The sequence below is a fragment of the uncultured Anaerococcus sp. genome (assembly GCF_947253225.1).
Lineage (GTDB): Bacteria > Bacillota > Clostridia > Tissierellales > Peptoniphilaceae > Anaerococcus.
In genome coordinates this window covers 18689-36593 of sequence record NZ_CAMXYR010000001.1, presented here as the reverse complement: position 1 = coordinate 36593, position 17905 = coordinate 18689, and the positions used below count along the sequence as shown (strand labels likewise).

20 protein-coding genes are annotated in these 17905 nt (G+C 35.2%); 17 read left to right on the top strand and 3 right to left on the bottom strand.

Features of this window, described 5'->3' with window-relative positions; all coding sequences use genetic code 11:
• The first annotated feature begins 27 nt into the window (after positions 1-27).
• From Q0W95_RS00190 to uraA, 13 genes are all read left to right on the top strand, one after another.
• Positions 28-1173: a glycosyltransferase gene (locus tag Q0W95_RS00190; RefSeq protein WP_297788271.1), complete on the top strand. Its 1146-nt coding sequence runs from the start codon at positions 28-30 to the stop codon at positions 1171-1173.
• Between the two features lie 2 nt (positions 1174-1175).
• Positions 1176-1955 (top strand): glycosyltransferase family A protein, encoded by a 780-nt coding sequence (locus tag Q0W95_RS00185; protein ID WP_297788269.1) that lies wholly within the window; start codon positions 1176-1178, stop codon positions 1953-1955.
• A 1-nt stretch (position 1956) separates the two neighbouring features.
• Positions 1957-2862: a chain-length determining protein gene (locus Q0W95_RS00180; RefSeq protein WP_297788266.1), complete on the top strand. Its 906-nt coding sequence runs from the start codon at positions 1957-1959 to the stop codon at positions 2860-2862.
• Positions 2855-3514, top strand: a complete 660-nt coding sequence (locus Q0W95_RS00175) for a CpsD/CapB family tyrosine-protein kinase (RefSeq protein WP_297788263.1) — start codon at positions 2855-2857, stop codon at positions 3512-3514. The genes Q0W95_RS00180 and Q0W95_RS00175 overlap by 8 nt, the downstream gene beginning before the upstream one ends.
• Positions 3514-3957, top strand: a complete 444-nt coding sequence (locus Q0W95_RS00170) for an SH3 domain-containing protein (RefSeq protein ID WP_297788261.1) — start codon at positions 3514-3516, stop codon at positions 3955-3957. Before Q0W95_RS00175 ends, Q0W95_RS00170 begins: the two co-directional genes overlap by 1 nt.
• A 181-nt stretch (positions 3958-4138) precedes the next feature.
• Positions 4139-4462: a hypothetical protein gene (locus tag Q0W95_RS00165; protein WP_297788259.1), complete on the top strand. Its 324-nt coding sequence runs from the start codon at positions 4139-4141 to the stop codon at positions 4460-4462.
• Positions 4463-4481: 19 nt separating this feature from the next.
• Entirely contained in the window at positions 4482-5552 is a 1071-nt protein-coding gene (locus tag Q0W95_RS00160; protein ID WP_297788257.1) for an ABC transporter ATP-binding protein, read from the top strand.
• Positions 5552-6433 (top strand): sugar ABC transporter permease, encoded by an 882-nt coding sequence (locus Q0W95_RS00155; protein ID WP_297788255.1) that lies wholly within the window; start codon positions 5552-5554, stop codon positions 6431-6433. The genes Q0W95_RS00160 and Q0W95_RS00155 overlap by 1 nt, the downstream gene beginning before the upstream one ends.
• Positions 6433-7251: a carbohydrate ABC transporter permease gene (locus Q0W95_RS00150; protein ID WP_297788252.1), complete on the top strand. Its 819-nt coding sequence runs from the start codon at positions 6433-6435 to the stop codon at positions 7249-7251. Before Q0W95_RS00155 ends, Q0W95_RS00150 begins: the two co-directional genes overlap by 1 nt.
• A 72-nt stretch (positions 7252-7323) precedes the next feature.
• Entirely contained in the window at positions 7324-8634 is a 1311-nt protein-coding gene (locus tag Q0W95_RS00145) for an extracellular solute-binding protein (RefSeq protein ID WP_297788249.1), read from the top strand.
• A 276-nt stretch (positions 8635-8910) separates the two neighbouring features.
• Positions 8911-10116, top strand: coding sequence for an arginine deiminase (locus Q0W95_RS00140; protein WP_297788246.1), 1206 nt, complete (start codon positions 8911-8913; stop codon positions 10114-10116).
• Between the two features lie 120 nt (positions 10117-10236).
• Positions 10237-10434 carry a hypothetical protein gene (locus tag Q0W95_RS00135; protein ID WP_297788243.1) on the top strand — a complete coding sequence of 66 codons (198 nt, stop codon included), beginning with the start codon at positions 10237-10239 and terminating at the stop codon, positions 10432-10434.
• 165 nt (positions 10435-10599) lie between these two features.
• Positions 10600-11865 carry a uracil permease gene (gene uraA / locus Q0W95_RS00130; RefSeq protein ID WP_297788240.1) on the top strand — a complete coding sequence of 422 codons (1266 nt, stop codon included), beginning with the start codon at positions 10600-10602 and terminating at the stop codon, positions 11863-11865.
• A 170-nt stretch (positions 11866-12035) separates the two neighbouring features.
• Here the strand turns inward: uraA and Q0W95_RS00125 are convergent, their stop codons facing one another.
• The 3 genes from Q0W95_RS00125 to Q0W95_RS00115 form a co-directional block, all read right to left on the bottom strand.
• Complete coding sequence (locus Q0W95_RS00125; protein ID WP_297788238.1) at positions 12036-12593, bottom strand: manganese efflux pump MntP family protein; 558 nt, start codon at positions 12591-12593, stop codon at positions 12036-12038.
• Between the two features lie 129 nt (positions 12594-12722).
• Positions 12723-13403, bottom strand: coding sequence for a hypothetical protein (locus Q0W95_RS00120; protein ID WP_297788235.1), 681 nt, complete (start codon positions 13401-13403; stop codon positions 12723-12725).
• Positions 13403-13747 (bottom strand): hypothetical protein, encoded by a 345-nt coding sequence (locus Q0W95_RS00115; RefSeq protein ID WP_297788233.1) that lies wholly within the window; start codon positions 13745-13747, stop codon positions 13403-13405. The genes Q0W95_RS00120 and Q0W95_RS00115 overlap by 1 nt, the downstream gene beginning before the upstream one ends.
• Before the next feature lie 157 nt (positions 13748-13904).
• Between Q0W95_RS00115 and Q0W95_RS00110 the strand changes: the two genes are divergently transcribed.
• The 4 genes from Q0W95_RS00110 to Q0W95_RS00095 are packed head-to-tail and all read left to right on the top strand — an operon-like array spanning position 13905 to position 17824.
• On the top strand, positions 13905-15113 hold the full coding sequence (locus tag Q0W95_RS00110; RefSeq protein ID WP_297788232.1) for a S41 family peptidase: 1209 nt from the start codon (positions 13905-13907) through the stop codon (positions 15111-15113).
• Positions 15114-16484 carry a magnesium transporter gene (gene mgtE, locus Q0W95_RS00105; protein WP_297788230.1) on the top strand — a complete coding sequence of 457 codons (1371 nt, stop codon included), beginning with the start codon at positions 15114-15116 and terminating at the stop codon, positions 16482-16484. It begins immediately after the preceding gene.
• Positions 16485-16494: 10 nt separating this feature from the next.
• Positions 16495-17193, top strand: coding sequence for an acyl-ACP thioesterase domain-containing protein (locus Q0W95_RS00100; protein ID WP_297788228.1), 699 nt, complete (start codon positions 16495-16497; stop codon positions 17191-17193).
• Positions 17186-17824, top strand: a complete 639-nt coding sequence (locus Q0W95_RS00095) for a hypothetical protein (RefSeq protein ID WP_297788226.1) — start codon at positions 17186-17188, stop codon at positions 17822-17824. Before Q0W95_RS00100 ends, Q0W95_RS00095 begins: the two co-directional genes overlap by 8 nt.
• The last annotated feature ends 81 nt before the right edge of the window (positions 17825-17905 follow it).

Below are 17905 nucleotides of genomic sequence, written 5' to 3'. Positions count from 1 at the left end.
TTATATAATAGCATGAGGAGTATGTTTATGAAGATAATTTTTTGGGTATCGGCCTTTGCTATATTTTATGCTATGGTAGGCTACCCTCTTACACTTTTACTTTTAGAAAAGATTATTAAAAGAAAAAATACCAAGGACTATACAAAAAAGCCCATGGTTTCAGTTATAATATCTGCCTACAATGAAGAGAAAGTTATTGAAAAAAAGCTTGCAAATATAATCAAAACTGACTATCCAAACTTTGAGGTAATTATTGCTAACGATGCCTCAAGTGATAAGACAGTAAGCATAGCTTGTGATTTCATAAAAAATCATCCCGCCTATGATATAAAAGTTAATACAGTTAAAAACCATCTGGGCAAGACTAACGCTCAAGATGAGGCAGTCGAGGCAAGCAAGGGAGAGATTTTAGTTTTTTCTGATGCTAATTCCATGTTTAAGGAAGATGCCATAAAGGAGCTTATCGCCTACTTTACAAGCGATGATATAGAATATGTATGTGGGTCGCTTATCTATAAGGAAGATGATGACCTAGCCTCTGTGGTGGCAGAAAACGCTTATTGGAATATGGAACTTAGGATGCGTGAGATAGAGTCAAATATAAGGACTATCGCCGCAGGAAATGGTGCAATTTATGCTTGTAGGAAGAAAGATTATAGAAATTATAACCTTGTAAGTTCACACGATTATGAAATGCCCTTGTATGCAGGTCTTAATAAGAAAAGAGCCCTCTACAATAAGGATGCCATTGCTGTTGAGAAGGCTGGGGCAACTACGGCAGATGAGTTCAAAAGAAAGGTCAGGATGCAAAGAAGAATCCTAACCAATATTTTTACAAATCTCAACCGTCTAAATATTTTTAAGTATGGTTGGTTTTCCTTCTTTCATTTTTGCCACAAGACCTTGAGGTTTATGCAGGCCTTTTTCCATGTGCTTGTGTTTATTAGCAATATCTTCCTAGTAGGAGAGGGGCTGTTTTATAAAATTACCCTCCTAGGACAACTTATCTTTTTGCTTTTAGCTTTTTTGGGCAAGCTTACAGGTAAAAAAACAAAAATCTTGTACTTTCCTATGTATTATACTATGATGATGCTAGCTCAAATCTTGGGGGCAAAAAACCAACTTACTGGCAAGAGTAAGGCTACTTGGGAGAAGGCAGAAAGCACGAGGTGAGGATGAGGATAGAAGTTTTAATTTCTGCTATGAATGTGGAAGATATTAATTTTTACAAGAAGTTTAACTTAACGACAGATGCCCTTATTATCAACCAAACTGACCACAACTCCTATGAGGAAGTTTCTTGTGGGCACTTTAGGGTTAGGATGATTAGCACAGATACTAGAGGTCTTGGCAGGTCGAGAAATCTTGCAATTCTCAACTCTACTGCTGATATTTGTGTATTTTGTGATGATGATGAGGTCTTTGAAGATGATTATGAAGAAAAAATAAGATCTAGCTTTGAGGAAAATTCTGAAGTGGACTTTTTCATCTTCAAAACTATCATTTACCAAGATGGTAAAGAGATAGTAAAGGTCAAAAAAGATAGTGATGTGAAGATATACAATGCTCTTAAATATGGCTCGGTTCATTTTGCTTTCAAAAGAGAGAGGGTTTTGGAAAAAAATATCCTCCTTTCTACATATTTTGGGGCAGGAACTGGAAATGGGTCTGGTGAAGACTCGATATTTCTGAAAGATTGCCTGCAAAAAGGGCTTAGGTTGAGGACTTCAACGAAGTTGATAGCCAAAATTTATAACGATGGGTCGACTTGGTTTGAGGGCTTTGATGAGAAGTTTTTCTATGATAAGGGCAAGCTTTCTAAGGCTCTCTTCCCACACTTGTATCGGTTGTATATAGAAAGGTTTGTTAGAGTCTATCCTAACAAGGTCAAGGGTCTTGGGAGGAAGAAAGCTAGAGAGAAAATGTTAGAAGGCGCTAAGAATTTTGGAGGTTAGAATGAAGGAAAAAAGATCGCTATTTAGTGCTATCCCACTAGGACTTATCTGTGGAATAGTGGCAGCTGTTTTATTTTACTTTGCCTTGGGCAAGTTAAATTATAACGAATATCAGGCCAAGTCCAAGATAATAACAACTAGCCTAGATAAAGCAGAAAAAGATACAGAAGAAGCTAAGGTCTATGCAGCAACAATCAATTCAAATAAAATTAAAAAGACTGTCCTAGAAAATCTAGGCTTAGATATGTCCCTCGGTATGCTTGATACAAAATTGAGGATTGAACCAATCGAAGGCTCTCCTGTAATTGATCTTGTAGTTACAGATACAAATAAGCTAAGGGCAGAAGATTTGGCAGATGAGTATGCGGACCTTTCAGTTAGGGTTATAAAAAATATTTATGGCAAGGATGCACAAGTTATGGAGTATGCCTACGGGTCAGCAGGCAAAGTGAACAATGGCTATGTTTATTCAGCTATTGTTGGAGGAGCTGTTTTTGTATTAGTTAGTCTTATTGGAATGATTAGGGTCAATTCCTTTAACAATAAGCTTTTAAAGTTGGCCGTTGAAAGAGGAGACTTTTTAGAAGAAGCTCGTGAAATACCTAAGAAGGAAAGAATGATGAGCTTTAAGAAAAAAGACGAAGAAGTCTTGGACAACTCTTACGAAAACGAGCCAGAAGAAAGGCCAGATGAGCCAGAAGATTATGAAGAAGACCTAACAGCTTATGAAACAACTAAGTTTACTGCCATAGATGAAGATGATGACGACCTAGGAGAAACAACTATAATCAACAAGGAAGATATTATCCTTGCTTCAAATGATAAAGAGCTTTGTGAAGAAGCCTCAGATGATATAGAAGTTTTGGGAAAACTTCCACCATATAGTAGAGGAGAATTAGATGTTTAGGAAAAAAGACGAAGAGAAAAGAGAAATTGCCCTTCAAGCTTTTTATGACCTTGAAGATAAGATTATTACAAAGCTTAGTCCAAGCGATAAAATAATAGCCTTCACATCTACTACCAACCACACTGACCAGATGCTCAATGTCTATGTTATGGCAAGACACTTGGCAGAAGAAGGAAACAGGGTCTTGATAATAGATGCCAACCTCAGAGAGCAAGCCCTAGGGGATCTTTTGTCTTATGAAGAGGAAAGAGGGTTTATAGATGGGATCTTGGGTAATTTTGCCAATGAAGACCTCATCACTTATGACAAAAACTTTGACAATGTATATTTAATGTATGCAGGCAAGGTTTCCGATTATGCAGATGAGTTTCTTGAGCCAAATGAAATCAAAAACTTTCTAGCTGGTATTAGAAATTCCTATGACTATATCTTTGTAAATACAACTGCAAATACTGGCATACCTGAGGCAAATATGTTTGCCGCCCTAAGTGATAAGACAATCTTATTTACAGCCTACGCCAACAAGGATAATGATATCTACAACAACTCAATCAACGAATTAAGAGATGTGAGTGCAGATATCCTTGGAGTTGTTATCACAAACTATGTTTATAGCGAAAAAGAAGTAGAAGAAATGTTTGGAGAAAAATAATGAAAAAAAATAAACTATTACTTATTCTAAGCCTTGCCTTTGTTTTGGCAGCTTGTTCCAATGATTCCTATGTTTCAAAACGTCATCCAGATGCAGCAAGCGAGGAACAAGTAAGCGAAGCCTTGGAAAAACCAGAAGATGAAGGCAAGGACAAAGAAGAAAGCAAAGAAGATAAGTCTTATGAAAAAGACGAAGATGCTAAAGACGAAAAAAAAGAAGAAGCTAAGGATGACAAGTCTTCAGACAAGATGGCTGGTGTAACCTACAAGGTTGAAGATGTTACAAACATAAGGTTTGACCCAACTACAGATTCAGATATTGTTGGAGAAGCCCATCCAGGAGATGAAATCCTAGTTTTATTAGAAAAAGACGGCTGGGCAAGAGTATCTGTAAATGGACAATCAGGATATATCAAAAGCGACCTACTCAAAGAAGTAAAATAAGAAAAAATAAGCTGGTGAACCTATGAAGCCTATAATATTCATAGCCACCAGTTTTTTATTGGCGAAATTTGCCTAGGGATAATAGAAAGTATAAACAAGTAAGGCTAATGAGAGCCTTAGGAAAAATTCATTAATCCTATTTATCTATATTTTTTATATGATATAATAGGATAGAGGTATTATGATAAATTTATTTTTTGATTATCTATTACGGCCTATAATCTTATTAATTGCAGCTATGAGCTTGTTCAATTCTATTATGGAGAAAAGAAAATTAGTTATGCTTATATCTTCTGTAGTTTTGATTTTGGCTGTTGTGATAATATCGATAGTTTACGATAAGCTCTATGAGAAGATGTTTATCCAGATATACCTATTCCTCTTTTTTCTATCTATTGGCCTTGTTATTTTGGCTCTTAGAAAGCAGGAAGATACTTTCACAGTTATTGGAATAGGGTTGATGGTGGCCATGCTTGTCATTTTGCTTAAGTTTTCCTTAGTATGAGTATTTTTAAAGAGGTATTATGATTAAGATTGAAAATCTGAACAAAGTTTATGAAAATGGATACGAGGCCTTGAAGTCCATCAACTTAGATATTGAAGATGGTGCCCTAGTAACCCTTTTAGGCCCATCGGGTTGTGGTAAGTCTACTATTTTAAATATTATAGCAGGGATTCTTGACCCAACTAAGGGAGATATTAAGTTTGATGGAGCTTCTATTGTCGATAAGCACCCAAAAGATCGTGATATTGGGATGGTATTTCAAAATTACGCCCTCTATCCTCATATGACAGTTCTTGAAAATATTATTTTTCCTCTAACTGTTGGTAAAAACAAGATTAAAAAACAAGAAGCAATCAAAATTGCTCAAAAATATATGGACCTTGCCTATATTGGTGAGATTAAGGATAAGAAACCTGGTCAGATTTCTGGTGGTCAGCAACAAAGAGTTGCCATAGCTCGTGCCCTTATCCAAAACCCAAAGACCCTACTTTTGGATGAACCTTTGAGTAACCTCGATGCAAGGCTAAGGCTTTCCATCAGGGAAGAGATTAGAAATATTGTTAAGGAAGTTGGAGTTACAACCATATTTGTAACCCACGACCAGGAAGAGGCTCTTTCTATTTCAGACTACATAGCCTTAATGGATGGGGGAGTTATCCAACAATTCGATAGGCCACAAAACCTCTACCTAGAACCAGCTAATCTTTTCGTTGCAAAATTTATTGGCAATCCTATAATCAACATATTTTCCCTAGAAAAAACCTCCGATAAGCTTGTGGCTAAGGACTTTGACTTAAGACTTAATGCTTTGCTAAAAGATAGGTTTAAGGAAGACTTGTCTATGGATAAGTATTTGGTAGGAATTAGACCAGAGCATTTTGTCTTGGATGATAAAAGTCCTATTCGTGTGAAGGTTGACTCTATAGAAATGATTGGTAGATACATGGTTGTTCATTTTGATTTGAATGATCAACCTACAAAGATGATTGTTGATAGCAAACTAGCTATTAAGGAAAATGATGAAATTGCCATCGGAATTGACTATTCATCAATTTACTTATTCCAAGAAGATGGAAAGAGAGTTTACTAATGAGAAAGCTTAAGTATTCTGCAGAAAAAAACAACAAGGCTTGGTTATATCTGGCTCCAGCTCTAATTTCCATCCTTATTTTTTCTGTCTATCCTCTCATCAGAACCTTTGTGATGAGTATGCAAAATAACAACATTCTAAATCCTTCTTTTGTAGGCTTTAAGAATTTTGTTTCTGTTTTTAATGACCCACTTTTTAGGAGGGCTATGGTCAATACCCTAGTTTATTCAGTAACTGTAGTTCCTCTTTCAATAATAATTTCGATGTTTATTGCCCTTGTGTTAAATACGAACATCAAGGGTGGAAAGTTTTTTGAGACTTTATTTTTTATTCCTTACCTAACAAGCGTAATAGCTATAGGTATAGTTTTTAGGTACCTTCTTCATGGTCAATATGGTTTTATTAATTATCTTTTGAGCTTTGTGGGAGTTGGACCTATAGATTTTTTGAACAACCAAGACTATAATATGCTCGCTTTAATAATATTTGGGGTATGGAATGCTCTAGCCTTTAATATTATAGTTATTCTTGCAGGTCTTAGGTCAATTGATAAGAGTTATTACAAGGTTGCCGAGATGTTTGGGGCAAGTCCTTGGGAGCAATTTAGGAAGATTACCCTTCCTCAGCTTAAATCAATTATTACATTTTTGTTTTTAACGAGTTTTATTTCAGCATTTAAAGTTTACAACTCAATCTTTGCCCTATTTAATGGGAAGGCAGGAGTTGGTAATAGGTTAATAACAGCTGTATTCTATATCTACAACAAGTTCTATGTAGAATACAGGTATGGACAAGCTATGGCTGCTGGAGTTATCTTATTTTTGTTCCTCTTAGTCTTAACTTTCCTCCAAAAGAAGATTATAGAAAGGTTGGGTAGGTAATGAATAAATTTTTAAAAGTAATTGGCTATATTTTTGTCGTTATTATGGCAATTATCACAATTTTTCCATTTTTGTATATGATTTCTTCATCACTGATGAGCTTTCAAGAGGTAACAAGTATTCCTCCGAAACTTTTTCCACAAAAGTTGATGGTTGAAAACTACAGACAGGCAATGAAGGTTGCACCTTTTGCAAGGTATTTTTTTAATACGATAGTCGTTTCTGTTGCAAATACAAGTGTTACATTGCTTACAACAACTCTAGCAGCCTTTGCCTTAAACTTTATGAATTTTAAGTACAAAAAAGTCCTTCAGGCCTTTATGCTATCCTTGCTTATGATTCCTTTTGAGATAATAATTTTCACCAACTTCTCAACCATAGCAAGACTTGGCCTTATAGACACTTACGCAGCCCTAATAATCCCATTTTTGGCTTCAGTATTTTATATTTTCTACCTCAAGGAATTTCTTAGATCTATCCCTATGGATTTCTATAAGGCAGCCAAGGTAGATGGAGCAAGTGATTTTGAGTTTATTACAAGAGTTATGATACCAATGAGTAAGTCAACCCTATTTACCATAGGTCTACTTAACTTCATTACTGGATGGAACTCTTTCCTTTGGCCAATTCTTGTAACGAATACAACAAATATGAGGCTAATCTCAAATGGTCTTTCAGCCTTTGCCACAGAGGCAGGTCAGTTAATTCACCTTCAAATGGCAGCAAGTACAATTACTATAATGCCAATTTTAATATTATATTTCATATTTAGGAAGCAAATCCTAAGAGGAGTTTCTTATGGAGGTATCAAAAGATAACTTGTTAAAGCGTGGATAAATAGTATATAATATTTGTGAAGGATAATATTTGTAAAAAACAAAGGAGATTTTATGAAAAAGAAATTATCGTTGTTGATGGCTTTAGTTTTGTCATTGGGTGTTTTTACAGCTTGTAATTCTAATGAAAAAGCAGCTGATATATCAAAAGATGCTAAGGTAGAAGAAGCTTCTGACCAAGCTAAAGGTGATAAAAAAGATGAAAAAGCAAAAACTGATGGTCAAGCAGAAATTGTATTCTGGCACGCTATGAGTGGTGGTCAAGGAGAAGCTTTGGAAAAACTTACTAAAAAGTTTGAAGAAGAAAACCCTGACATCAAGGTAACTCTACAAAATAAGGGTAAATATGGAGATTTGAACCAAGCTCTTGTTGCTTCTATGCAATCACCTAAAGACCTACCTACAATCACTCAAGCTTACCCTGATTGGATGCTTCAATTCAAGCAAGCAAATATGGTAGCTGATTTGACAGGTTATGTAAAAAGTGCGATGAACGATTATGATGATATCTTGCCAGGAATTAGAGAAGAAATTGAAAAAGAAGGTAAGATTGAAGCTCTACCATTTAACAAATCAACAGAAGTATTCTGGTATAACAAAAATCTTTATGACGAACTTGGACTAAAAGAGCCAACAAGCTATGAAGAATTGAAAGAAAATGCTAAGAAAATTCACGAGGCTAAGGGTATCCCAGGGGCAGGATTTGATTCACTATCAAACTTCTACCTAACCTACCTAAAGAATAAGGGAATTGATTTTGATGCTAAGCTTGATGTAACATGTCCTGAATCAATCGAAGCTATAAATTACTACCTAGATGGTGTTAAAGAAGGATATTTCAGAATTGCAGGAACTGACCAACACTTATCTGGTCCATTTGCTAATGAACAAGTCGGATCTTTTGTTGGATCAAACGCTGGTGAAGTTTATGTAAAAGAAGCCCTAAATGGTAAATTTGAATATGCTGCATCTCCATATCCAGCAGCCAAATCTTTCCAACAAGGAACAAACATCTATATGTTTGACAAGGAAAGTGATGAAGAAAAACAAGCAGCCTTCAGGTATATGCAATTCCTAGCAAGCAAGGATGCTCAAGTAGAATTTGCAGTTGCAACAGGATATATGCCAGCAAGAAAATCAGCTGTAGAAGATGATGCATACAAGAAATCTGATTCTAAGATAGCACCAATCCTTGATAAGGCAAGTGAAAAACTATTTTCAAGACCACTTGCTCCAGGTAGCCAAAAAGCCTACAACGATATGGGAAGCCTACTTGAAAGTATTCTTTCAAACCCAAGTGCTGATGTAAAGGCTGAACTTGAAGCCTTTGCTCCACAATTTAAGGCTGACTTTGAAGAAAACTAAATAAGTTATAGAAAGGCAAGGAAACTTGCCTTTTCCTGTGTCCGAATTTATTAAAACCTAGCCTACTAATAAATTAATATAATTTTTAAAAGTATACTTGACTGAGCAAACATATTTTCAGTATTTGTAGGAAACTTATAAATTAACAAAGTCTATTTTATTTTCTCAATTAATTTGCTATAATAAAAATATAAAATTAAAGATATTGGCAGGGCTAATTGATTATAGGTAGTTTTTAATGAACTACCTTTTTTTTAAAAATTTTAAGGAGTTATTATGAATAAAATCAATGTAAATAATGAAATTAAGCCACTTAAAAAGGTGCTTTTGCATAGACCTGGTGAAGAGTTACTAAATCTCACCCCAAATTCCTTGGATGAACTTTTGTTTGATGATATTCCAGACCTTGAAAAGGCTGTGGAAGAGCATGATAACTTTGCACAAATTTTTATAAATGAAGGGGTAGAAGTTGTATATCTTGAAGACTTGATGGCAGAAACTCTCGCCTGTGATAAGGATTTAAGGAAGAAATTCTTGAACCAATACCTCGATGAAGCAGATATTTCTGATGAACTAATTTATAAAGAAGCAAAAAGTTTTCTTGAATCTATCAAAGATACCAAGGAATTTGTCCTAAAAACCATGAGCGGTCTAACCCTAAGAGAACTTGGCATAAGAAATGAAAAGGTCGTTTACAATCAAAAATACACAGCCATTAACCCAATGCCAAACCTCTACTTTACTAGAGACCCTTTTTCATCAATTGCTAATGGAGTCTCAATTAATACCATGTATTCAGTAACTAGGTCGAGAGAAACTATTTATGCCGATTATATATTTTCCCACCACAAGGACTACAAGGGGACTAAGAATTTCTATGGAAGGGATAGAAACTACCATATAGAGGGTGGAGATATCTTAAATATAAACGAAAACCTCCTTATGGTTGGGATTAGCCAAAGAACGGAGCTTGCTGCTATAAGAGAATTGGCAAAAAATATTTTAGAAGATAGGGAAAATAAGATTTCTGAAATTATTGGGGTAAATATTCCCAATGAAAGAGCCTATATGCACCTTGATACAGTATTTACTCAAATTGATTATGATACTTTCACCTACCATCCTGGAATTATTTCGACTTTCCACGCTGTAAAATTCACCCTAAAGGACGGAAAACTCTGTGAAGAAATTTTGGAGAAGTCTTTGGATGACCTACTAAAAGAGGCTTTAAAACTTGATAAAATCAATCTTCTTCCTTGTGGAGGAGGAGATCCTATAGCAGCCCTTAGGGAACAATGGACAGATGGGTCTAACACTCTTGCAATCGCACCAGGCAAGGTAATTGTCTACAAGAGAAACACTGTAACCAATCAAATGCTAGAATTAAATGATATAGAAGTGATAAGACTTGACTCACAAACTCTTACTGTCGGAAGGGGAGGTCCTAGATGTATGTCAATGCCTCTAGTAAGAGAGGATTAATATATTTATTCTAAATTAAATAAAAATAAGAATAATTAATTTGAAAGTTAATAATATTGAAAGTATAGTTGTGATATATTGATATAGAAAAAGTTAAGTGGATAAAGAAAGAGGTCATAAATGTTTGATTACAATAAAAAATTCGATAATAAAAAAGAAGAAAATTCTCTAGGCAAGTATATTTTCACAGCAGCAGCTGCCCTTGTGGGTGGTTACCTCTACCTAAAAAACAATAATAAGCTAGATGAGGTCAAAGATAAGGTTGACGACATCAAGGACGAGATAATAGATGCAGTAAAGGGAGAAGACCTCCTATAAGATAATAAATATTGACAGATTAAAGCCCTCTAGGGCTTTTTTTCTTGGGAAATCTTAGTAATTATTAATGGAGATGGAAAGATTTACAAAAATATTTAGACTTTTTTGTTTGACAAGAACAAAATATTTTGCTATGATAAGTGGTGGAAAATTTAGGGAGGTATTATGAAAAATTCTAAAAAAATCTACCGTGTAGAAGACAAAGTTCCATTTAAATTACTTTTACCATTGTCGATCCAACACACTTTTGCAATGTTTGGAGCGAGTGTTTTAGTTCCTATTTTATTTAATATTAATCCAGGAATTGTTTTGTTGATGAATGGTATCGGAACTCTATTATTTATATTAATAACTAAGAAAAAGGCACCTGCTTATTTGGGTTCCTCATTTGCATTTTTAGCACCAGGTACAGCTATTATTGCAAGTCAAGGATTTGAATATGCGCAAGGTGCTTTTATTGTGGTCGGACTTATTGGATGTTTACTCGCTTATATTATTTATAAGTTTGGAATCAAGTGGATAGATGTAGTTCTTCCACCAGCTGCTATGGGAGCAGTTGTAGCCCTCATTGGTTTTGAGCTTGCGGGCAATACTGTAACAGGTGGTTCTATAGGAGCAAACTTAATGACAGATACTGCAACAAGTAAGGATTTCTGGGTATTTGCAATAACAATTCTTACTGCAATTATCGGTTCTGTTGCCTTTAAAGGCTTCTTTTCGACAATTCCTATTTTGATATCAATTATTGTCGGCTATATTTCTGCTATTGCCTTTAATATGGTCGATTTTACACCAGTTAGAGAGGCGAGCTTTTTCACTATGCCAGCCTTTTCAATGCCAAAGTTCTCACCAGAAGCAATACTTGCTATGCTTCCTGTAATTTTGGTAATTACAAGCGAGCATATCTCCCATCAAGTTGTTACATCAAATATTATTGGCAGAGACTTGTTAAAAGATCCTGGACTTCACAGGTCAATCTTTGCGGATAACTTTTCATCAGCCCTTTCAGGTCTTGTGGGTGGAGTTCCTACAACAACTTATGGTGAAAATATTGGAGTTATGGCTATAACAGGGGTTTATTCAGTCCAAGTTATTGGAGGAGCAGCAATTATTTCTATCCTAATGGCCTTCTTTGGACCACTAGCAGCTCTTATCCAGACCATACCAGGAGATGTTATAGGAGGAGTTACATTCTTACTTTATGGAATGATTGGTACAAGTGGTATAAGACTATTAGTTGACCAGAAGGTAGATTATTCAAAATCTATGAACCTAGTCCTTACTTCAGTAATTTTCATAGCGGGACTTTCAGGTCTTTCTATAAAGCTCGGTTCAATCCAATTATCAGGAATGGTACTTGCCTCAGTAGTGGCAGTTGTTCTTTCAGCTTTCATGACACTTTTGAGGAAACTAAAGTTAATCAACCAATAAATTTATAGTAAGTAAAAATTCCTTGCTAAGAATTTTTAGGGTAGAGGAAGTATCTTAATATTAAGAGCAAAGAAAAGGAGCGACTAGTAATCTCATTGTAGGAGATTGTAGTCGCTTCTTTTTATAATTTTATTGAATTAAAGATATGTAAAAATTTCTAACTTGGGTTTTTAATGGAAAAATATGTGTTCTATGAGGATTTTTATTCCGAGGCCTATAAGGATTAATCCACCAATTAATTCTGAAGCTTGCTTGCTTTTCATGCCGAGTTTGGAGCCTATCTTAAATCCTACTATTGAAAGAAGGGCGGTTATTATACCGATAGTAGATGCAGATTTGATGATGTCTATATTAAGAAAAGCTAGACCAACCCCAACAGCTAGGGCATCAATGGATGTGGCAATTCCCATCTTAGTTAAACTTCCTAAGTCGAAACCGTGGTTTACCTCGCAGTAGGCTTCTCTTGACTCTTTAATCATTTGTAAGCCTAGAAGACCTAGGAGGAAAAAGGCTATCCAGTGGTCTATAGACCTAATTGCTTCTGCATAGTTTCTTCCCAACAAAAATCCGACAACTGGCATCAAGGCTTGAAAAAATCCAAAGCAAATCCCTATGGACAAGCTGTTTTTGATAGAGTGAGTTTTTTCTGACAGGCCCTTGCAAATACTTGCGGCAAAGGCGTCCATGGCAAGCCCAACTGATAACACTAATAATGATCCTGTATCCAAAATATCCTCCTAGGTTTTTGTGATAAATGCTTTAACACTTAACCACAACCGGAAAAGATTGCAAAATTTTAAGCAAACAAAAACCAGCCCTTAGTTGGGCTGGATTATTTAATTAGCCTGACCTAAAAATTATAGGTTGTTTAGGTAAGATTTAATGTCATTAACTAGACTTTTACTGTCTCTTAGAGTTTTTTCAGATTTTTTAATTTGATTTTCTAACTCACCTTTTACACTTGCAACTAACTTAGGAAATTCATTTAATAAAGTTTTTGCAGCTTCTACAGTTATCTCATTCTCATCTATAGAGTAATTTAGATCTTTTAGATTTAAGGTAAGTTGAGCACATTTTTTAAGTTTTGACTTAGCTTCATTTATATTAAGAGTAGCTAGTCTTAGTGCTTCATAATCATTGCTTTGATTTTTCAAAACCATTCTACCATTTTCTATAGCCTTAGTGTAAGAATTTTGGATTTTTGGAGTTGATAAGTTTTTGAAAACCTCTGTACTAATAATATTATAATAATCATTTATAGCATATTCCAACTCGCTTTTTTGAATACCAAGGTCTTTATCTGGTGATGAAGTTTTAGGGGATGAGACAGATCTATTTTGGCCATAAACTTCGTTAAGCTCGATATCTTCTGAATCTTCATTAATGGTATCGTCTAAGCTTTCATCATCATACTCTACTAAACTTTCTTCTTTTACCGCTTCTTCGGTTGCATAGCTTACACTATGAGTTGGGACTAAAGATCCAGCAAATATAAAATTAACAGCTAAAAGGCAGGCTAAAATTTTTTTGTTTCTCATTATTTAATCTCCTTCAAATAGTTTTCAATATCATCAAGCAGTTTTTGGGAATCTTGACGAGTTTTTTCTGAACGTTTAACTAACTTTTCCAAATCTCCTCTGACAGATTTGACTAATTGAGGGAAATCATTTAATAACATTTCGCAAGCCTTTGCCTTTATTCTATTTTCACGAACAGCAGCTCTAAGTTCATTTGCTTTTGATTGTAATTCATTAATCTTTTCTTGGGATACTTGGGTGCTTTTTGCTTCTACAACTGTGTATGAGCTGGTAACAGGACCCATCACAAAGGATGTTACAAGTGTTAGGGCGATTGCTAGTTTAGCTATTTTTTTCTTAATCATACAAAACTCCTTTATATATTATTTGTTTGCTTTATTATACCATAATTTGGCAAAATATAAATTGACCTCATTAGGTTATATTTAAAGCTTTTTTATCTTACTTTATTTATTTTAAATGATTTTGTGATATGATATACCTATACATAACGGAGGTAGTATGAAAAAATTAGGAAAATTTATTTTAGTCCTAGCCCTAGGAGCAGGACTAGGTTTTGCAGGCTTTATTATAGGCCTAAATCAAAATATTCAAACTGATAAGCTAACAAGTAAGGGAGAAGAGCATTTAGAAAAGATGGAGATGCTTGAAAATCTGATAGACAAAAACTTCCTTTTTGATTATAAGGAGGATGATCTTTATGAAGGTTCCTTTAAGGGGATGTTTGCCAATCTTAAAGACCCATATACCCAATATTTCACCAAGGATGAGTTTAAAAAACTCATGGAAACCTTGGATGGTAGATACAAGGGAATAGGGGTTTTGGTTCAGGCAAGCAAGGAAGGCTACATTAAAGTTGTCCAAGTCTTTGATGATTCTCCAGCCAAAGAAGCAGGTCTAAAGGCGGGAGATTATATAGTAAAGGTCGAAGGCAAGGAATTTAGTGCCGAGCAAATGGAAGAAGCAGTTGCTTTAATGAAGGGCGATAAGGATACTACTGTAAATATAACCATAAAAAGAGTAAGTGAGGCTAAACCAGATGGTGAGGATATAGACTTAAAGGTTGATAGAAGAGATGTAAAAGTTGATACCATAGATGAAAGCATAAGAGAAGTTGAGGGCAAAAAGATTGGCTATATCCACATCAAGTCCTTTGATGATGTGACTGGTGAAGACTTTGAAAAATCCTACAAGAAATTAAAGGATGCTGGCATTGATGGTTTGGTAATGGATCTTAGAAACAACCCAGGAGGTTCTCTTGATGTTTGCCTTGAAATAGCAGATAAGTTCCTAGATAAGGGAGTTATTGTAACTACAGAAGACAAAAATGGCAAGGTCATAACCGAAGAATCTGACCAAGAGGCAGATAAGATTCCTATGACTGTTCTTGTAAATGAAAATTCTGCATCAGCAAGTGAAATCTTATCTGGAGCTTTAAAGGATAGGAAGAGAGCCAAGATAATCGGCAAAAAGACCTTTGGTAAGGGAATTGTCCAAAAACTTTTCCCTCTAAATGATGGAAGTGGAGCTAAAATCACAATAAGTGAATACCACACTCCAAGTGGAGCGAAAATAAATAAGGTAGGGGTTGAACCTGATATCGAGGTAGAAAGTGAAGATAAGGACCTTGAAATCAAGGAAGAAAACTTTGAAAAAGATAGCCAATACCAAAAGGCCTTGGAAGAATTGCTTAAAGAAATGGGTAAATAGATGGAAAAATATACTGATTACTCCAAAAGGCTTGACGAGCTAAAAAACCTTCTTGAAAAAAGGGATGGGACTAACCTTGCCAAGCTTTTGAGAAGAACTAACCCTGTAGATATAGAAGAATTTATCTCAAGTCTTAATTCAGAAGATGCCCTTTTGGTATTCAGACTCCTAAAAAAAGATGATGCTATTGAGGTATTTGCTGAGCTTGAGCCAGAAGATAAGGAAAAAATTAAGACTGGTCTTAATGATAGCGAATACAACCTCCTCCTTGATGAGCTAGACTTTGACGATATGATTGATACCTTGGAGGAAATGCCGGCATCAATTGTTCAAAAAATCTTAAGAAATACTGATCCAGAGAAGAGGAAGAAGGTTAACCAGTACCTTAAATTCCCAGAAGATTCTGCGGCAAGTCTTATGACACCAGAGTTTGTAGAGCTAAAAATAGATATGACAGTAAAAGAAGCTCTTGCAACAATCAAAAGAGTCGGGAATGATAAGGTAACTGTCTACACCTGTTATGTAACAGATGCTACAAAAAAACTACTCGGTTATGTTTCTCTAAGAAATATAGTTACAAATGATGAAGATACGAGGATTGCTACCCTTCTTTATGAAGATGTAATTAGTGTAAAGACTTTTGATGACCAAGAAGATGTGGCAAGAACTTTTAAGAAATATGGATTTACTGTTCTTCCAGTTGTTGATAACGAGAATAGGCTTGTTGGTATCATCACAGTTGACGATATCATGTGGATAATCGAACAAGAAGCCACAGAAGACTTTCAAATCATGGCAGCTACAACTCCAGAAGAAGAAGAGTATAGCAAAATGAGCGCATGGGAACTTGCAAAAAATAGGATTCCTTGGCTGATGTTTCTAATGATATCATCAGCATTTACATCCACAATATTAAGAAGCTATGAGGCAGTAATTCAATCCATAATTGCCCTAAATATGTTCATTCCTATGCTAACAGACTCAGGAGGAAATGCAGGAAGTCAAGCATCAACCCTAGTTATTCGTGCCATGGCAACCCAAGATATCAAATTATCTGATTGGGCAAAAGTTGTTTGGAAGGAGTGTAGGGTCGGACTAATTTCTGGGGCATGCCTTGCCCTTGTAGGTTTTCTAAAATGTATGTTCTTTGATAAGGTGGGCTTAGAAATTGCCCTAATAGTCGGAGTAACCCTTCTTTTTATAGTTGTTACTGCTAAAGTTGTTGGAGCACTTTTGCCAATGGGAGCAAGCAAGTTAGGCCTAGACCCAGCCATCATGGCTAGTCCTCTAATTACAACAATTGTAGATTCTTTAGGGCTTATAGTTTACTTTAACATAGCCCAAATGTTTATAGAAGTTGCTCCTCTCTAAAAGGAAAATTATGAGATATAGCAAAAATTATAAGCTTGGGTCTATGTTTTGTGATTCTTATGGGAATATCAGCTTGAGAAATCTTGCAAGTCTTATGCTCGATGTTAGCATAGACCAAGCCAACATCCTAGAAGAGAATATAGATATGACTAAGTATAGGTGGATTGTTTATCAATGGGATATAGACCTTATAAGTCCAATAAGAAATGGATATGATATAAAAATCACGACCCTTCCAACCCACATGAACAAATTTTACGCTTATAGGGATTTTTTTGTTGAAAAAGATGGGAAAATCTTGGCAAGAGCCAAGGCAACCCTTATGTTGGTTGACCTAGCTAAGATGAGACCTATAAAAATCCCCGAAGATTTGGAGAAAGCTTATGGAAAGGAAGAAGCAATCTACCTAGTAGAAAAAGCTACTTATGAGAAAAATTTGGACTATATAAAAGACCTTGAGATTAGAAAGGCAGACCTTGATAGTAATTTCCATGTAAATAATGCTGTATATTTCGATTTGATTAAGGAAATCACAGGAATAGATGATGGAGATATTAAAAATATCAACTTAGTTTACAGAAATGAGATTAGAAACAAGGAATTTGTAAGAGGCTTTGCCCAAAAATTTGAAAAAGAGATAGATTTCTCTCTAAAATCAGTTGAAGATGGCAGTATTTACTGCTTAGGAAAGATAAAAACTTATGTATAAAAATGGATATGGAAACATTGCAAACAAAGACAAGGTTATTAATTATTTAGAAGTGGCCTTTGCAAAAAATCCAGGCCCTTGGCTATTAAAGGCTTGGCAGATGGGACAAGTAGCAGAAAAAATGTCAAAAGACTTGGGGTTAGACCCTGACCTTGCCTTCGCTTCAGCTAGCCTTGCAAGCCTAGGACAAGCTTACGATAAGGGTCTAAAGGCAAACCTCTTTGCCTATGACTTGCTCAGGGCTGATTCATATTTTTTCCTTGCAAGAATTGCCATAACTCATACATTCCCTATAAAGAGCATTAGCTCTTATTGGGGTGAGGTAAATCTTAGTGAAAAGGAGATAGCCTTTATTGAGAGCTTCTTGTATAAGTATGATTATAACGACTACGATTATCTTAGCCAGTATTTGTATTTTCTTATAGATGGTTCATCAAAGGAGTTGGGTAATCTCGAAAATTTGGATAAGAACAGTCTCTTATCTGATGAAGTTAAGACAAGGATATACCAATTAGATGAGTATTTCACAAGCAAACTTGCCAATAATCTTTACGAGTATAAAGCCAAGATAAAAAGGTCTAAATTTCCCTATAGACTTTTTTCCAAAGAAGAACTTGAAAACTTTAGATAAGGCTTTTGTTTGCAAATAAAACAAACAGCAGTATACTATAAATGAATTTATTTTACCAAACCCAAGGAGGCTGTTGCAGAA

What these genes read in the sequence shown, in the direction of transcription:
- Q0W95_RS00185 (WP_297788269.1), top strand. Translation starts at nt 1,176, where the DNA reads ATGAGGATAGAAGTTTTAATTTCTGCTATGAATGTGGAAGATATTAAT.
- Q0W95_RS00110 (WP_297788232.1), top strand. Translation starts at nt 13,905, where the DNA reads ATGAAAAAATTAGGAAAATTTATTTTAGTCCTAGCCCTAGGAGCAGGA.
- Q0W95_RS00165 (WP_297788259.1), top strand. Translation starts at nt 4,139, where the DNA reads ATGATAAATTTATTTTTTGATTATCTATTACGGCCTATAATCTTATTA.
- Q0W95_RS00175 (WP_297788263.1), top strand. Translation starts at nt 2,855, where the DNA reads ATGTTTAGGAAAAAAGACGAAGAGAAAAGAGAAATTGCCCTTCAAGCT.
- Q0W95_RS00120 (WP_297788235.1), bottom strand. Translation starts at nt 13,403, where the DNA reads ATGAGAAACAAAAAAATTTTAGCCTGCCTTTTAGCTGTTAATTTTATA.
- Q0W95_RS00170 (WP_297788261.1), top strand. Translation starts at nt 3,514, where the DNA reads ATGAAAAAAAATAAACTATTACTTATTCTAAGCCTTGCCTTTGTTTTG.
- Q0W95_RS00155 (WP_297788255.1), top strand. Translation starts at nt 5,552, where the DNA reads ATGAGAAAGCTTAAGTATTCTGCAGAAAAAAACAACAAGGCTTGGTTA.
- Q0W95_RS00135 (WP_297788243.1), top strand. Translation starts at nt 10,237, where the DNA reads ATGTTTGATTACAATAAAAAATTCGATAATAAAAAAGAAGAAAATTCT.
- Q0W95_RS00190 (WP_297788271.1), top strand. Translation starts at nt 28, where the DNA reads ATGAAGATAATTTTTTGGGTATCGGCCTTTGCTATATTTTATGCTATG.
- Q0W95_RS00160 (WP_297788257.1), top strand. Translation starts at nt 4,482, where the DNA reads ATGATTAAGATTGAAAATCTGAACAAAGTTTATGAAAATGGATACGAG.
- Q0W95_RS00180 (WP_297788266.1), top strand. Translation starts at nt 1,957, where the DNA reads ATGAAGGAAAAAAGATCGCTATTTAGTGCTATCCCACTAGGACTTATC.
- uraA (WP_297788240.1), top strand. Translation starts at nt 10,600, where the DNA reads ATGAAAAATTCTAAAAAAATCTACCGTGTAGAAGACAAAGTTCCATTT.
- Q0W95_RS00095 (WP_297788226.1), top strand. Translation starts at nt 17,186, where the DNA reads ATGTATAAAAATGGATATGGAAACATTGCAAACAAAGACAAGGTTATT.
- Q0W95_RS00145 (WP_297788249.1), top strand. Translation starts at nt 7,324, where the DNA reads ATGAAAAAGAAATTATCGTTGTTGATGGCTTTAGTTTTGTCATTGGGT.
- Q0W95_RS00150 (WP_297788252.1), top strand. Translation starts at nt 6,433, where the DNA reads ATGAATAAATTTTTAAAAGTAATTGGCTATATTTTTGTCGTTATTATG.
- Q0W95_RS00100 (WP_297788228.1), top strand. Translation starts at nt 16,495, where the DNA reads ATGAGATATAGCAAAAATTATAAGCTTGGGTCTATGTTTTGTGATTCT.
- Q0W95_RS00115 (WP_297788233.1), bottom strand. Translation starts at nt 13,747, where the DNA reads ATGATTAAGAAAAAAATAGCTAAACTAGCAATCGCCCTAACACTTGTA.
- Q0W95_RS00140 (WP_297788246.1), top strand. Translation starts at nt 8,911, where the DNA reads ATGAATAAAATCAATGTAAATAATGAAATTAAGCCACTTAAAAAGGTG.
- mgtE (WP_297788230.1), top strand. Translation starts at nt 15,114, where the DNA reads ATGGAAAAATATACTGATTACTCCAAAAGGCTTGACGAGCTAAAAAAC.